The sequence below is a fragment of the Pseudomonas sp. CCI4.2 genome (assembly GCF_034350045.1).
Classification (GTDB): Bacteria; Pseudomonadota; Gammaproteobacteria; order Pseudomonadales; family Pseudomonadaceae; genus Aquipseudomonas.
Map to the genome: position 1 here is coordinate 2,822,054 of NZ_CP133781.1, position 15,877 is coordinate 2,837,930.

At 56.7% G+C, this 15,877-nt stretch carries 14 protein-coding genes; 8 read left to right on the top strand and 6 right to left on the bottom strand.

Translation table 11 applies throughout. The features are described 5' to 3' along the window. Nucleotides 1-20: 20 nt before the first annotated feature. Nucleotides 21-1,412, bottom strand: a complete 1,392-nt coding sequence (locus RHM65_RS12835) for a class II fumarate hydratase (RefSeq protein ID WP_322183460.1) — start codon at nucleotides 1,410-1,412, stop codon at nucleotides 21-23. Between the two features lie 185 nt (nucleotides 1,413-1,597). On the opposite strand from RHM65_RS12835, the gene RHM65_RS12840 reads away from it, so the two are divergent. The 7 genes from RHM65_RS12840 to RHM65_RS12870 all read left to right on the top strand — a co-directional run bounded on the left by RHM65_RS12840 (nucleotide 1,598) and on the right by RHM65_RS12870 (nucleotide 9,564). Next, on the top strand, nucleotides 1,598-2,131 hold the full coding sequence (locus RHM65_RS12840; RefSeq protein WP_322165599.1) for a DUF2059 domain-containing protein: 534 nt from the start codon (nucleotides 1,598-1,600) through the stop codon (nucleotides 2,129-2,131). A 15-nt stretch (nucleotides 2,132-2,146) separates the two neighbouring features. Further along, nucleotides 2,147-2,443, top strand: a complete 297-nt coding sequence (locus RHM65_RS12845) for a BolA family protein (RefSeq protein WP_322165598.1) — start codon at nucleotides 2,147-2,149, stop codon at nucleotides 2,441-2,443. A 206-nt stretch (nucleotides 2,444-2,649) separates the two neighbouring features. Then, complete coding sequence (locus RHM65_RS12850) at nucleotides 2,650-3,588, top strand: rhodanese-related sulfurtransferase (RefSeq protein ID WP_322183462.1); 939 nt, start codon at nucleotides 2,650-2,652, stop codon at nucleotides 3,586-3,588. Between the two features lie 36 nt (nucleotides 3,589-3,624). Continuing rightward, nucleotides 3,625-4,227, top strand: coding sequence for a DsbA family protein (locus RHM65_RS12855; protein ID WP_322185328.1), 603 nt, complete (start codon nucleotides 3,625-3,627; stop codon nucleotides 4,225-4,227). Further along, nucleotides 4,175-6,037, top strand: coding sequence for an ABC transporter ATP-binding protein (locus RHM65_RS12860; protein WP_416195042.1), 1,863 nt, complete (start codon nucleotides 4,175-4,177; stop codon nucleotides 6,035-6,037). The genes RHM65_RS12855 and RHM65_RS12860 overlap by 53 nt, the downstream gene beginning before the upstream one ends. A 230-nt stretch (nucleotides 6,038-6,267) precedes the next feature. Next, nucleotides 6,268-8,730 carry an EAL domain-containing protein gene (locus tag RHM65_RS12865; RefSeq protein ID WP_322165595.1) on the top strand — a complete coding sequence of 821 codons (2,463 nt, stop codon included), beginning with the start codon at nucleotides 6,268-6,270 and terminating at the stop codon, nucleotides 8,728-8,730. 45 nt (nucleotides 8,731-8,775) lie between these two features. After that, a complete protein-coding gene (locus tag RHM65_RS12870) occupies nucleotides 8,776-9,564 on the top strand; it encodes a TenA family transcriptional regulator (protein WP_322165594.1) in 789 nt (262 codons plus the stop codon). Between the two features lie 63 nt (nucleotides 9,565-9,627). On the opposite strand, the gene RHM65_RS12875 is transcribed toward RHM65_RS12870, so the two are convergent. The 5 genes from RHM65_RS12875 to RHM65_RS12895 form a co-directional block, all read right to left on the bottom strand. Further along, entirely contained in the window at nucleotides 9,628-10,554 is a 927-nt protein-coding gene (locus RHM65_RS12875; RefSeq protein WP_322165593.1) for a GGDEF domain-containing protein, read from the bottom strand. Nucleotides 10,555-10,796: 242 nt separating this feature from the next. Then, nucleotides 10,797-11,537: a YciK family oxidoreductase gene (locus RHM65_RS12880; protein WP_322165592.1), complete on the bottom strand. Its 741-nt coding sequence runs from the start codon at nucleotides 11,535-11,537 to the stop codon at nucleotides 10,797-10,799. A gap of 132 nt (nucleotides 11,538-11,669) precedes the next feature. Then, nucleotides 11,670-12,341 carry an N-acetylmuramic acid 6-phosphate phosphatase MupP gene (gene mupP / locus RHM65_RS12885; protein WP_322165591.1) on the bottom strand — a complete coding sequence of 224 codons (672 nt, stop codon included), beginning with the start codon at nucleotides 12,339-12,341 and terminating at the stop codon, nucleotides 11,670-11,672. A 4-nt stretch (nucleotides 12,342-12,345) separates the two neighbouring features. Beyond that, complete coding sequence (gene ubiG, locus RHM65_RS12890; RefSeq protein ID WP_322165590.1) at nucleotides 12,346-13,044, bottom strand: bifunctional 2-polyprenyl-6-hydroxyphenol methylase/3-demethylubiquinol 3-O-methyltransferase UbiG; 699 nt, start codon at nucleotides 13,042-13,044, stop codon at nucleotides 12,346-12,348. Nucleotides 13,045-13,104: 60 nt separating this feature from the next. Next, the gene (locus tag RHM65_RS12895) at nucleotides 13,105-14,448 is read right to left on the bottom strand and encodes a TRZ/ATZ family hydrolase (protein ID WP_322165589.1); all 1,344 of its coding nucleotides are present in this window, start codon (nucleotides 14,446-14,448) and stop codon (nucleotides 13,105-13,107) included. A 156-nt stretch (nucleotides 14,449-14,604) separates the two neighbouring features. On the opposite strand from RHM65_RS12895, the gene mtnA reads away from it, so the two are divergent. Next, complete coding sequence (gene mtnA, locus RHM65_RS12900; protein WP_322165588.1) at nucleotides 14,605-15,681, top strand: S-methyl-5-thioribose-1-phosphate isomerase; 1,077 nt, start codon at nucleotides 14,605-14,607, stop codon at nucleotides 15,679-15,681. Nucleotides 15,682-15,877: the final 196 nt, after the last annotated feature.

Below are 15,877 nucleotides of genomic sequence, written 5' to 3' on the forward strand. Positions count from 1 at the left end.
AGAGAAAATCCCACAGAGCGTTAGCCGTTACCCGCTTCTAGCATCTTCTCGGGGCGGACCCAGGCGTCGAACTCTTCCTCCGTCAGATACCCCAACGCCAATGAGGCTTCGCGCAAGGTCAAACCTTCGCTGTAGGCTTTTTTGGCGATTTGCGCTGACTTGTCGTAACCGATGTGCGGGTTAAGCGCTGTCACCAGCATCAAACCTCGCTCCAGGTGTTCGGCCATCTTCGCCGCATCAGGCTCCATGCCCGCGACGCAGTGTTCCTGGAAGTTGCTGCAACCATCGGCCAATAAACGAATGGATTGCAGCAGGTTGTGGATAATCACCGGCTTGAACACGTTCAGCTGCAAATGGCCCTGACTGGCAGCGAAACCAATCGTGACGTCATTGCCCAGCACTTGGCAGGCCAGCATCGACAGGGCTTCACATTGGGTCGGGTTAACCTTGCCCGGCATGATCGAACTGCCCGGTTCGTTGGCTGGCAATTTAACTTCAGCCAGACCCGCACGTGGACCAGAACCCAGCAGGCGCAGGTCGTTGGCGATTTTCATCAGGGTCACGGCCAGGGTTTTCAGCGCGCCAGACAATGCGGTCAGGGGCTCATGGCCTGCCAGTGCGGCGAACTTGTTCGGTGCAGTGACGAACGGTAAGCCCGAGAGGGCTGCCAGTTCAGCGGCAACCGCCTCGGCGAAACCGTGCGGTGCGTTCAGGCCAGTGCCAACGGCGGTGCCGCCTTGCGCCAGCTCATAGACGGCGGGCAGCGTATGACGAATGGCTTTGGCCGAATAATCGAGCTGGGCGACATACGCCGACAACTCTTGGCCAAACGTGATCGGCGTCGCGTCCATCATGTGCGTGCGGCCGGTCTTTACCAGCTTCATGTGCCGCGCTGATTGCTCGGCCAAGCCGTCGGACAATTGGGCAATTGCTGGCAGCAGATGCTGATTGACCGCTTGGGCGGCGGCAATGTGCATCGCCGTCGGGAAGCAATCGTTGGAGCTTTGCGAGCGGTTAACGTGATCGTTCGGGTGGACGGGCGATTTGCCGCCGCGGCCCTTGCCAGCCAGCTCGTTGGCGCGTCCGGCGATCACTTCGTTGACGTTCATATTGCTTTGAGTGCCGCTGCCGGTCTGCCAGACCACCAATGGAAACTGCTCATCCAGTTGGCCATCAAGCACTTCGTCGGCCGATTGCTCGATCAGGCGAGCGATGTCGGCGGGCAAGTCGCCGTTACGGTCATTGACCCGCGCGGCCGCTTTCTTAATCAGGGCCAATGCGTGCAACACCGCCAGCGGCATTCGCTGGTCGCCAATGGCAAAGTTGATCAACGAACGTTGAGTCTGAGCGCCCCAGTAAGCATCGTCGGGGACGTCGATCTGACCAATGCTGTCGGTTTCGATACGGCTCATCGGGTTTGCTCCTCTAGGCTGAATGCGCAGTTTAGGCTTAGTTAATCGCGATGGGTTCCCTGGGTGGCCTTTTTAACCCTTGAACCAACCGCTCGGGCAGTCAGGGGTTGAGCCGTAAGCGGACATGGGCGCAGAATGTCCGGCCATGGGGTTATGCCTCGCCTGCTAGATGATAAGGAAACTCGATGACCCGTCTTCGTGCCATCTGTACTGCGGTTGCTCTGGTATGCGCCAGCGGCCAGGTTTTTGCCGATACCGCTAGCCACAACGCCAGTGCCGAAACTTTCCTCAAGCTGGCTCATGCCGACAAGCTGGGCACCCCGGTGTACATGCAAGTTCAGCAGATGTTCCAACAGCGCTTCGACGAGTCCAAAGCTCCAGAGTCGAAAAAAGCCCTGCTTGAAACCTACCAGGCCAAAGCCAACGCAGCCCTGGATCAATCCATCGGCTGGGACAAGCTTAAGCCAGACATGGTCAAGCTCTACACCGCCAACTTTACCGAGCAAGAGTTGAAGGATCTGGTCGCGTTCTATCAGTCCCCATTGGGCAAGAAAGTGCTGGCCAAGATGCCTGAGCTGACTCAGCAATCGGCTCAGTTGACCCAAGGCAAACTGGAAGCTGCAGTGCCTGTCGTCAATAAGCTGCTGGCCGACATGACCAATCAACTGGACCCGAGCAAGAACGCTGTTGCGCCGCCTGCTCCGACCAAAAAGCCTTAAGCGAAGCCTGACCACATGACCATGCAACAGCGAATCGAAACAACGCTGGCCGCCTTACAGCCGCAGCACCTGCACGTGCTTGATGAAAGCCACATGCACAGCCGTGGCTTGCAGACTCACTTCAAAGCGGTGCTGGTCAGTGACCAGTTCGCCGGCTTGAGTGCGGTCAAACGTCACCAGAAGGTTTACGCCACGCTGGGTGATTTGATGGGCGAGTTCCACGCGTTGGCGCTGCACACCTACACGCCCGAAGAATGGGCGAAAACCGGTGCCGCGCCTGATTCACCCACCTGTGCCGGTGGTGGTCACTAGTCCAGCGCTGAGGGACCGAATTTACTCGGGAATGGGCCCAACATCCGGCATCGTCTGCGTATGACACGGCGCTTCCCGAATGAATTCGGTTCCACAGAAAATCCGGGACCCCGGAAGATTTTGTTAGAATCAGCATCGCGCCGCTTAGTCGGCGTTTTTTTATGTCGGGTCGGCTCTTTGCGAGAGCCCCCACCTGGAGACGCAACATGACTCAAAAAATTGTCGTGGCGGCATTGTATAAATTCGTCACGCTCTGCGATTACGTTGCCCTGCGCGAGCCTTTGCAGCAGGCAATGGTCGACAACGGCATCAAAGGGACGCTGCTCATCGCCGAAGAAGGCATCAACGGCACCGTTTCCGGTAGCCGTGAAGGCATCGACGGCTTGATGGCTTGGCTGAAAAACGATCCGCGCATGGACGATATCGATCACAAAGAATCCTACTGTGACGAGCAGCCGTTCTACCGGACCAAGGTCAAGCTCAAAAAAGAGATCGTCACCCTGGGTGTTGAGGGCGTCGACCCGAACAAACAGGTCGGTACCTACGTCGACCCCGAGAACTGGAATGCGCTGATCAGCGACCCTGAAGTCTTGCTGATCGATACCCGCAACGACTACGAAGTGTCGATCGGCACGTTTGCGGGCGCCATCGATCCGAAGACCACCAGCTTTCGCGAATTCCCTGACTACATCAAAGCCCACTTCGACCCGGCCAAACACAAGAAAGTCGCGATGTTCTGCACCGGCGGCATCCGGTGTGAAAAAGCCTCTAGCTACATGCTTGGCCAGGGCTTCGATGAGGTTTACCACCTCAAGGGCGGCATCCTTAAATACCTGGAAAAAGTCCCACAGGAAGAAAGCCAGTGGCACGGTGATTGTTTTGTTTTCGACAACCGCGTCACCGTTCGCCATGACTTGACTGCTGGCGATTACGACCAGTGCCACGCGTGCCGGACGCCGATCAGCGTTGAAGAGCGCACCAGCGAACACTATTCGCCCGGTATCAGTTGCCCGCACTGTTGGGATAACTTGAGCGAAAAAACCCGGCGCAGCGCCATCGATCGCCAAAAGCAGATCGAATTGGCCAAAGCGCGTAATGAGCCCCACCCCATTGGTCGTAACTACCGTCTGCCTACCGAGGCTTGAGCCATGCAAGCGCGACTGCTCTATGTGATGGATCCGATGTGTTCCTGGTGCTGGGGCTTTGCGCCCGTGGCTGAAGCCTTGGTGCAGCAAGCACACGCGGCGGGTGTGGAGCTGCATCTAGTGGTGGGCGGTTTACGCACGGGAAGTGGCGCCGCCCTTGAGCCGACCACGCGACGCTACATCCTTGAGCATTGGCAATCGGTGGCAAACACCACCGGTCAGCCGTTCCGCTTTGAAGGCGCGTTGCCCGATGGATTTGTCTATGACACCGAGCCGGCGTGCCGTGCCGTGGTGGCCGCGCGAAGCCTCGATTCACACAGCGCCTGGACCTTGGTTAAGTTGATTCAGCAGGCCTTTTATATCGAAGGCCGCGACGTGACCCAGGCTTCGGTTCTGGTGGAGCTAGCTGAACAGGCGGGTTTGCCGCGCATCGTGTTTGCCGAAGCGTTCGACAGCGTTGAGCAACTCACTGCTACCGCTGCGGATTTCACCTGGGTGCAAGATTTGGGCATCGCAGGGTTTCCGACCTTGTTGGCCGAACATAATGGCCAACTGGCGTTACTGACCAACGGCTATCAACCCATTGATGAATTGGCTCCGCTACTGGGTCGATGGTTGGAGCGTGCCGCCTGTGCCTGAACAACCTCTTAAGCCTGAATCGTCACCGCGTATCGATCGACTAAGCTGGGCCGAAATTCGCCGACTGGCATTGCACCACCGCAAAGCGTTGTGGGTTGCCAATGGCGTGGCCGTGCTGGCGACGTTATGCAGTGTACCGATTCCGTTGCTGTTGCCGTTGCTGGTCGATGAAGTGCTGCTCGGACACGGTGATTCAGCGCTCAAATTCATGAACCATGTGTTGCCGGTGGGGGTGCAAAAAGCGGCTGGTTACATCGGCTTGATGCTCTTGGTTACCTTCACGTTGCGTCTGGGCTCGCTGGTATTCAACGTCGTCCAGGCAAGGCTGTTTGCACGGCTCGCCAAAGATATCGTTTATCGGGTTCGTATCCGCTTGATCGAGCGCCTCAAGCGCATCTCTCTGAGTGAATACGAAAGCCTGGGCAGCGGCACCGTGACCACGCACCTGGTGACCGATCTCGACACCCTGGATAAGTTTGTTGGCGAAACCTTGAGTCGTTTTCTGGTGGCCATGCTGACTCTGGTCGGCACGGCGGGCATTCTGGTGTGGATGCATTGGGAGTTGGCCTTGCTGATTCTGCTGTTCAACCCGCTGGTGATCTACGCCACCGTGCAGCTAGGCAAACGGGTCAAACACCTTAAAAAGCAAGAAAACGACAGCACCTCACGCTTCACTCAGGCGTTGACTGAAACCCTGGATGCGATTCAAGAAATACGCGCCGGCAACCGCCAGGGGTTTTTCCTCGGCAGGCTGGGCGTGCGGGCTAAAGAAGTGCGCGATTACGCTGTCTCCTCTCAGTGGAAAAGCGACGCGTCCAATCGAGCCAGCGGGTTGTTGTTTCAATTTGGTATCGATATTTTCCGCGCAGCAGCCATGTTGACGGTGCTGTTCTCTGACCTTTCAATTGGGCAGATGCTCGCGGTGTTCAGTTACCTGTGGTTCATGATTGGACCGGTAGAGCAATTGCTCAATCTGCAATACGCCTACTACGCGGCAGGTGGCGCCCTGACCCGCATCAACGAACTGCTGGCGCGGGCTGATGAACCTCAGTATCCCGGCGGCAGTGACCCGTTTACCGGGCACGAAACGGTTGGCATCGACGTACGTAACTTGACCTTTGGTTACGGCGAAGAACCGGTGCTGGATCAACTGAACCTGTCCATTGCGCCGGGGGAAAAAGTCGCTATCGTCGGTGCGAGTGGTGGCGGCAAAAGCACCTTGGTGCAACTATTGCTGGGTCTGTATACCGCGCAATCAGGCAGTATCCGTTTCGGCGGTTTGACTCAGCAGGAAATCGGTCTGGAAACAGTGCGCGAGCATGTGGCTGTGGTCCTGCAGCATCCTGCGCTGTTCAACGACAGCGTGCGTGCCAACTTGACCATGGGCCGGGAGAGAACCGATGACGCCTGTTGGCGAGCACTGGAAATCGCTCAGCTCGATGTGACCATTCGCAGCCTGCCCTTGGGGTTGGACAGTATCGTTGGGCGTTCCGGCGTACGTTTATCCGGCGGTCAGCGGCAACGACTGGCCATCGCGCGAATGGTCTTGGCCGAACCTAAAGTGGTGATCCTTGATGAAGCCACCTCGGCCCTAGACGCCGCAACCGAATACAACCTGCATCAAGCCTTGTCGCGCTTTCTTAGCGGACGCACCACCTTGATCATTGCGCATCGCTTGTCAGCAGTGAAACAGGCTGACCGCGTATTGGTTTTTGATGGGGGGCGAATCGCAGAGGAGGGCGACCACCAACAGCTGATTGCTGACGGTGGGTTGTATGCAAAGCTTTACGGTCATCTGCAGCAAATATGATGCGGGATCATTGTTAATCCGACGTCGTTTTTATGAAAGCATTGATATTTCGAACTTATCCGCTTCACTCCTATTCTTATCGTCAGGCTAATCATTCACAAGTAGCGCGGCAGCGTGTTTCAAATATGAGAAAAAAGCCCAACAGTGCAGTTTGTTTTTAGCCTAGGCTCACTAAGCGCCGTCAACGTGCTGCAGGGTGAATGGTCAGGAATGTGTATAAAAGGGAACCCATGACGCAAAAGCGGATTCTTGAGCCCCATTTGCTGGGCATTGTTTGGCCCTTCATTGCGGTCGTGCTTTTTCAGGCGCTTCTAGGGTGTGTGAGTTTGTACACATTGTCAGCGGTGCGCGGGTACGTCGCCGGCGAAAGCCTGTGGTCCAAAGGGCAGAAGGACGCCATCTATTACCTGAACCTGTATGCCAACGGCGGGGACGAGCTGAGCTACCTCAAATACCAGGAGGCAATTGCTATTCCCCAAGGCGGTCACGACTTGCGGGTAGCACTTGAACTTCCGACGCCAGACCTGTCGGCTGCGCGTGCCGGGCTGTTGCAAGGGGGTAATCATCTTGATGATGCGCCGAGCATCATTTGGCTTTATTTGAACTTCCGCCATTTCCGTTACTTGGAAAAAGCCATCGACCTCTGGAAAGTTGGCGACGGCTATCTGGTGCAATTGGACACTGTTGCCCAGCAGATGCACCGCCGCATGGCGCAGGGTGTTGCCAGTGTGGGTGAGGTGTCTGGTTGGAAATCGCAAATCAACGCCATCAACGAAGGGGTAACGCCAGCGGCAAAGGCGTTCAGCGATGCGTTGGGGGAGGGTTCGCGGTTTATTCTACGGTTGTTGTTAATCACTAACATGGCCACCGCCGTGGTGTTGATTCTGTTGGCGCTGCTGCGCACCCACAAACTGTTGAAGCAACGACACGCGTTTGCCAGCGCCTTGCAGCAGGAAAAAGAACGCGCTCAAGTCACCCTGGAATCCATTGGCGACGGGGTAATCACCACGGATGTTGAAGGCTCGATCACCTATATGAACCCGGCTGCCGAGCAATTAACTCACTGGAAGAGTGAGCAGGCTCAAGGCTTGCCGTTGGCCGCACTGTTCAGCGTGCTGGACGAGAACGATCAGAAAGACAGCTTTACCCTCATCGAACATATCCTGAGTGGGACCTTGAGTGGCGGCAGCGAACATTCGCGACTGATCCAGCGACTGGACGGCAGCACGGTATCAGTGGCACTGGTCGGTTCGGCTATTCAAACAGGAGGCAAGACCAGCGGCACTGTGTTGGTACTGCACGACATGACCCAGGAACGGCAGTACATCGCAAACTTGTCTTGGCAAGCGACCCACGATGCATTGACCGGCTTAGTTAACCGACGTGAATTCGAGTTTCGGCTGGAGCAGGCGCTCAATAATCTTTCACGTCAGTCCGGTCGGCATACGCTGATGTTCCTCGACCTTGATCAATTCAAGTTGGTGAATGACACCAGTGGCCACGCGGCCGGGGACGAACTGCTGCGGCATATTTGCGCGCTGCTGCAACAAGGTTTGCGCGAAGGCGACACATTGGCGCGGTTGGGTGGTGATGAATTCGGTATTTTGCTGAAGAATTGCCCGCCTGATGCTGCGCAGAAAATTGCCGAATCCCTGCGCCAGACCGTGCAAAGTCTCCATTTCGTTTGGAAGGGCCGGCCGTTTGTAACCACGGTCAGCATCGGGTTGGTCAATATTTCCCAAAGCCCTGCCACGCTTGAAGGCTCATTGCGCGCGGCCGATATGGCGTGTTACATGGCCAAGGAAAAAGGCCGCAATCGAGTCCAGGTGTATCACGCAGACGACTCGGAACTGTCCACTCGTGTTGGCGAGATGGCCTGGATCCAACGATTACACATGGCGCTGGAAGAGAATCGGTTTTGCTTGTATTCACAGGAAATCGCCAGCTTGAAGGACGTCACCGAGCGCGGAGGTGGACACATCGAAATCCTCCTTCGGTTGCACGACGAATCCGGTCGGATGGTGTTGCCAGACAGCTTTATACCGGCGGCCGAACGGTATGGCCTGATGACGACTCTGGACCGTTGGGTGGTTCAGAACGTGTTCAAGATTATTTCCCAGTGCTTGCACGAGCATAAACACAGCGGCCCCATGGCGATGTGTGCAATCAACTTGTCAGGGACCAGCATTGGTGACGATGCGTTTCTTGCGTACCTGAAAGAGCAATTCAATACCTATCAAATACCTCCCGATCTGATTTGTTTTGAGATTACCGAAACCAGTGCGATCTCCAATTTAGGCAGTGCTATTCGGTTTATCAATGAATTAAAAGGCTTGGGCTGCCTGTTTTCTCTCGATGACTTCTGTGCCGGGATGTCATCGTTCGCGTACCTCAAGCATCTGCCTGTGGACTTTCTGAAGATAGACGGCAGCTTCGTCAAAGACATGCTCGATGACCCGATAAATCGGGCCATGGTTGAAGTGATCAACCATATTGGCCATGTCATGGGGAAAAGCACGATTGCCGAATTTGTTGAAACGCCGCAGATCGAGCAGGCACTGCTCGAAATTGGCGTTGATTTTGCGCAGGGTTACATCATTCAACGCCCGCAGTTGTTCACGTGTGAAAGTCTGCATTCTCGGCCCGTCAGGTCTGCGCCCCAGTTGTTTCGGGCGCCTGGGATTTTTCGCTGAACAGAGTGCTCATGGGCCACAACACATAAAAAAGGAGCCCTAACAGTGATCGATACTTTTATCCGAACCGGTCCGCTCATGGACGCAACTAGTTATCCGCGTTGGGCGCAGCAGTTGATTCAAGACTGCAGTGAAGCCAAGCGTCGGGTGGTCGAGCATGTGCTTTATCAACGGATGCGTGATGGCTGCCTGAGTTCCAAGACCATGCGCCAGTATTTGATTGGCGGCTGGCCAGTGGTCGAGCAGTTTGCCGTGTATATGGCGCAAAATCTGGCTAAAACCCGTTTCGCCCGTCACCCCGGTGAAGACATGGCGCGTCGCTGGTTGATGCGAAATATTCGGGTCGAACTCAATCATGCCGATTATTGGGTGAACTGGAGCCTCGCGCACGGCGTCAGCCTGGAGGATTTGCAGGCTCAGCACGTGCCACCGGAGTTACATGCATTAAGCCATTGGTGCTGGCACAGCAGCGCGTCGGATTCACTGATCGTTGCGATTGCTGCGACCAACTACGCCATCGAAGGCGCCACCGGTGAGTGGTCGGCGATTGTTTGTTCCAGTGACGTCTATGCGGCGGGCTTCCCGGACGATCAGCGCAAGCGGGCCATGAAGTGGCTGAAGATGCACGCCCAGTACGATGATGCGCACCCGTGGGAGGCGCTGGAAATTATCTGCACGCTGGCCGGAAACAACCCAAGCGTTCGACTGCAGACTGAGGTGCGTCAGGCGGTCACCAAGAGCTACGAGTACATGTTCCTGTTTCTGGAACGCTGCATGCTACAAGAAATGACACCCCAGTCCCGTGAACGCATGGCGTTGGTCGAAGTCGACTAGGCGTTTGCGTATCAGGATGAATACCAGGCGTGAAGCAGGTTAAGCGCATCGAGCTAATCGAGCTTAACCCGCCATCGTCAGACGATTACGGCCTTCACGTTTGGCCACATACAATGCACTGTCCGCCCTGAGCTGAAGGCTTGCGGCGGACTCGGCTGGCAGCAACGTGGCGCCACCGAGGCTGACCGTCAGCGTGACCGGATGATCAGGTGTCGCATACGTGAGTTGTTGCGCGGCCTGGCGTAAACGTTCGCCGACCATCACTGCAGCTTCGCGATCAGTGTTCGAGAGCACGACCAAAAATTCTTCCCCGCCGAACCTGAACACTCGGTCGACATTGCGCAGTTGACTCTTGATTGAGGCGGCTACGGCCTTAAGGACTTCATCGCCAACAGCGTGCCCGTGCATGTCGTTCACCCGCTTGAAGTGATCTATATCGAGCATCAGCACTGACAGCGGACTCTTTTGCCGGCGCGCCAGTTCGATCTCCCGGTTCAAGGTCTGATCCATGGCGACGCGATTACCGGTGTTGGTCAACGGGTCGCGCAGGGCGCTCTGCGTAGCTGCGCGATAAAGCAGGGCGTTTCGCAACGGGAACAGCAAGCAGGTCAGTAACGACTCCAGTTGCGTCAGTTCGAGTTCCGCGAAACGACGATTGCGTTGAAACACCAGCTCACCCAGGTGCTCACCTTCGCTGCTCAAGGTGTAGCTTGCAAAAACAGGGGTGCGCTCACCCAGTTTCAAATGCAGGTCCGAGGAGCTTTGGTCGTACGTCAAACCATCAAGGGGAATCAGGCGTTGAATGCCGCGGAAGAAAATCGTCAGGATTTTTTCGGCATCGAGGCTGGTTTGTAACTGCAGGCCCAGTTGCTGGCGCAGTTGTGTCAGGTCGGCGGGTAACTGCGCGACATTCTGTAACTGACGAAAACCCAGACGTTGCAATTTAGCGTTGTCGAAGTCGATTGCACGGGTCTGGGGGGCTGAACTCATCTTGACACTCCTAAAACAGATAAGGCCGTATAAATGCTTATCTAGACAGAGCGAAAGTCGTGCCAACCCGTTGAGTTAAATAAAGTGTTTATGAATCAGCGGCTTAAGGCGTTACACAAAAAGTAGGATGTTAAACGATGTCGTTTATTTGACTCGATACAGTGCTCATTTTTAGTACTGCCCACCAAGAGACATAAAACCGTCGTTAGGTGGGCAGGGTAACGCGTTGTTTGATTTCACTGTTATTGAGCGTCGAATGCCTGACCGTTGATTCCGGTACTGTCTGGACCCATCAAATACAGGTACACCGGCATGATGGCTTCGGGAACAGGATTGGCATTAGGGTTTTCACCCGGATAAGCATGGGCCCGCATGCTGGTGCGTGTGGCGCCGGGGTTGATGCTGTTAGAACGAACCGGCGCGACGTTTTCCAGCTCGTCGGCCAAGGTTTGCATCAGGCCTTCGGTGGCGAACTTGGACACGCCGTAGCCACCCCAGTACGCGCGCCCTTTGCGTCCGACGCTGCTTGAGGTAAAGATCACCGAACCATCAGCGGACAGCTTCAGCAGCGGCAGCAGGGTGGCGGTTAGCATAAACATCGCGTTGACGTTGACGTGCATCACGCGCATGAAGTTTTCGCCTGACAACTGCTCTATCGGGGTGCGTGGGCCGATGATCGACGCGTTATGCAGCAAACCGTCCAAGTGCCCAAACTCGGTTTCGATCATCGCCGCCAGCTCATCGTATTGATGCGGCAGCGCGGTTTCGAGATTGAACGGAATGACAGCCGGCTGAGGATGGCCTGCCGCTTCGATTTCGTCATAGACCTGGGTCAGGTTGGCTTCGGTCTTGCCGAGCAACAACACAGTGGCACCGTGCGCGGCGTAGGTTTTGGCGGCAGCGGCACCGATGCCACGACCGGCGCCGGTCACCAGAATAACCCGATCCTTGAGCAGTTCAGGGCGTGCAGAATAATCAAACATGAAAAACCTCACTGGAAAATGAACGCAGCTCTGTCGGAGCCAACGTGTTGGCGAGACGGCGTGTCAGGCAAACCGTGCCAAGCCCTTCGCCAACACGTTGGCTCCCACAGAGGGTCTTTTGATCGGGTTAAATCAGCAGCTACACAGCGCGTTATCCAGCACTTTGCGCAGGTCCAGAGGGTGATCGACGACGACGTCGGCGCCCCAATGATTTGGATTGTCGTGCGGGTGGATGTAGCCGTAGCGTACCGCCGCAGTTTTGGTCCCGGCGTCGCGGCCGGATTCGATGTCGCGCAGGTCATCGCCGACAAACAACACGCTGGCCGGGTCCAGCTCAAGCATCTGGCAGGCAAGAATCAGCGGCTCAGGGTGCGGCTTGCTGTGGGTCACGTGGTCCGGGCAAATCAGGATGGCTGAACGTTCAGCCAAGCCCAGTTGCTCCATGATCGGCAGGGCGAAACGCATGGGTTTATTGGTCACCACACCCCAGATCAGGTTAGCCTTTTCGATGTCGGCCAACAGCTCAGCCATGCCATCGAACAGCTTACTGTGGACGGCGCAGTCAACTTGGTAGCGTTCGAGAAACTCCAGACGCAACGCTTCGAACTCCGGGGCGGTTGGTGAGAGCGCAAAGGTTGCTGCGACCATCGCCTTGGCACCGCCGGAAATTTCATCACGTATCAACTTGTCCGACACTGGTGCAAAACCTCGGTCGGCAAGCATGCTTTGGCAGATGGCGATGAAATCCGGCGCGGTATCGAGCAGCGTGCCGTCCATGTCGAATAAAACCGCTCTCAAACGCATAGGTTTATGCCTCTCGAAGGGTCTGGATCATGTAGTTGACGTCGACGTCGGACGCCAGCTTGTAATGCTTGGTCAGGGGGTTGTAGGTCAGACCAATGATGTCCTTGACCTGCAAGCCCGCTTCGCGACTCCAGGCCCCCAGTTCCGACGGGCGGATAAACTTCTTGAAGTCGTGAGTGCCGCGCGGCAGCAAGCCCATGATGTATTCGGCGCCGACAATGGCGAACAAAAACGCCTTAGGGTTGCGGTTCAGGGTGGAAAAGAACACTTGGCCGCCCGGTTTGACCATACGGAAGCAGGCACGAATCACCGACGAAGGATCCGGTACGTGTTCGAGCATTTCCAGGCAGGTCACCACGTCAAACTGTTCAGGCATTTCGTCGGCGAGGTCTTCGGCAGTGATCTGGCGGTAATCTACCGTCACGCCGGATTCCAACTGATGCAAGCGCGCCACGGCCAGCGGCGCTTCACCCATGTCGATACCCATGACCGTGGCGCCGCGCTGGGCCATGGCTTCGCTGAGGATGCCACCACCGCAACCGACATCGAGCACGGTTTTGCCCGCCAGATTGACCCGTTCGTCGATCCAGTTAACCCGCAATGGATTGATGTCATGCAGCGGTTTGAACTCGCTATTGCGGTCCCACCAGCGATGGGCCAAGGCTTCGAATTTGGCGATTTCTGCGTGGTCGACGTTGCTCATGGGTGATCCTCAAAAACTCGATTCTTTCGTCTTGTCCGGGCATTTGGACCCGGACAGTCATCATTCGGTTTGGCTTGTAGTATGGCCCGATATTCGCTGGCCCCACGCTTTGGCGGTGTCACACAGCGCCTGTTCGTCCATGCGGGTCAGGCGTTTGTCGTCGAGCAATTGTTTGCCCGCTACCCAGACATGGGTCACGCAATCGCGGCCGGTGGCATAGATAAGCTGCGACACCGGATCATATACCGGTTGCTGGGCCAGCCCGGACAGGTCGAACGCGACGATATCAGCGGCTTTGCCAATTTCCAGTGAGCCGGTCTCGGCCTGGATGCCCATGGCTCGCGCGCCATTGAGCGTCGCCATGCGCAGGGCTCGGTGTGCGTCCAGCGCGGTGGCGGAGCCGGCGACTGCTTTGGCCAGCAAGGCCGCCGTGCGTGTTTCGCCCAGTACGTCCAAGTCGTTATTACTGGCGGCGCCGTCGGTACCGACCGCGACATTGACACCCGCCTGCCAGAGCCGTTCTACGGGGCAAAAACCGCTGGCCAGCTTCAGGTTTGATTCTGGGCAGTGAATCACGCTGGAGTTGCTTTCTACCAGTAAGGCCAGGTCTTCGTCGCTGACCTGTGTCATGTGCACCGCTTGAAAACGCGGTCCCAAGAGGCCCAGGCGGTTCAGGCGTGCCAGTGGCCGCTCATTGAGCTGTTCAACGGATTGTTCTACTTCGAAGGCGGTCTCATGCACGTGCATGTGAATCATTGCGTCGAGTTCGTCAGCAAGAACGCGGATTTTTTCCAGGTTCTCATCGCAAATGGTGTATGGCGCATGGGGGCCGAATGCAATTTTGATTCGCGGGTGGTGCTTGAGATCGTTGAACAGCTCGACGCCCTTATGCAACGCCTCGTCAGTGGTGCGTGCGCCAGGAATCGGGAAATCCAGTACCGGCACGGTGATTTGTGCGCGGATGCCACTGTTGTGCACGCGCTCGCTGGCAACTTGCGGGTAGAAGTACATGTCAGAAAAGCAGGTGATGCCGCCTTTAAGTTGCTCGGCGATGGCCAAGTCGGTGCCGTCACGGACAAAAGCTTCATCAACCCATTTGCCTTCGGCCGGCCAGATATGGTTTTCCAGCCACGTCATCAGCGGCAAATCGTCGGCCAAACCGCGAAACAGCGTCATGGCAGCGTGCCCATGGGCATTGATCAAGCCGGGGCTGAGCAACATGCCCGGCAGTTCGCGGACTTCCACTGCTTGCTGTTTCAGCGCTTCGGCCCTCGGGCCGATGTAGACGATAAGGCCATCGCGAATGCCAAGGCCATGTTCTTTAAGTACCACGCCAGCAGGTTCGACCGGCACTAGCCAAGTGGGCAAGAGCAACAGGTCGAGGGGGGCAGCAGCGTTGGGCATGGCGGGCATCCAGAGCTTGGCTTTCTTTATATATAAGGGGACAGAGACGGGAACGGCGAAGTATACCCGAGCGTCTTGATGGTCGGCTCGCTATAATCGGCGGCTTTTGGTTTCCAGCTTTTTTGTTTTTGGTTTTATTGAGTAATGGGGTGAGAGATGCGCGATCGACTATTGGCTGCAGAGAAAGTGATAGCCATCGATTGGCGGGACGATGCCCTGCATCTGCTTGATCAGCGCGTGTTGCCGTTTGAAGAGACCTGGCACACCTACACCACCGCGGCCGGTGTGGCTGAAGCGATTCGTTCAATGGTCGTGCGCGGCGCGCCGGCGATTGGCATCAGTGCTGCCTACGCTATTGTCTTGGCGGCGCGAGCGCGGTTCGCCGCAGGCGGCGACTGGGCCATGGCGCTGGTGGAAGACTTCGCCTTGCTCGCTAATTCGCGCCCGACGGCGGTCAACCTGTTCTGGGCGTTGAACCGGATGCGCGATCGCCTGGCGCGGCTCAAAGGCAACGAATCGCCGTTGGCTGCGTTGGAAGCAGAAGCGGTGGCCATTCACCTCAGCGACCGCGAAGCCAACCTGACCATGGCTCAGCTCGGTGCCGACCTGATTCGCAAGCACCAGGGCAACCTGCAAACCGTGTTGACTCACTGCAATACCGGCGCGCTGGCCACGGGCGGTTTCGGCACGGCATTGGGCGTGATTCGAGCGGCGCACCTTGAGGGCATGATCGAGCGCGTCTATGCCGATGAAACCCGGCCTTGGCTGCAAGGTTCGCGTTTGACCGCGTGGGAATTGGCTAACGAAGGCATTCCGGTCACCGTCAATGCTGACTCGGCGGCGGCCCATTTGATGAAAACCAAAGGGATTACCTGGGTGATCGTCGGTGCCGACCGCATTACTGCCAATGGCGACGTGGCGAACAAAATCGGCACCTATCAACTGGCCGTCGCAGCCATGCACCACGGCGTGCGTTTCATGGTTGTCGCGCCGAGCTCAACCATCGACATGACACTAGACAGTGGCGATGACATTCCCATCGAAGAACGTGACGGTCGCGAGCTGCTGGAACTCGGGGGGCAGCGTGTAGGGGCTGATGTAGACGCGTTTAACCCGGTCTTCGACGTCACCCCGGCGGATTTGATTGACGCCATCGTCACCGAAAAAGGCATCGTCGAGCGCCCCGACACCGCAAAAATGACCCAGCTGATGTGCCGCAAGCGGTTGCATTGAGTGTGTCCTCTGTGAAAGCCAACGTGTTGGCGAGCTTTTGAGGTCTTGCGGCAGCAGGACCCTCGCCAGCACATTGGCTCCTACAGCTTTCACCAATAGGCTCCAAGCCCCTCAGAGGCGCTATAAAGCGCGATCACTCATCGATTAGTGGTTTGGCAGGCTTTCAGGGGATAGGTCCCTGATCGCGATTGTGATA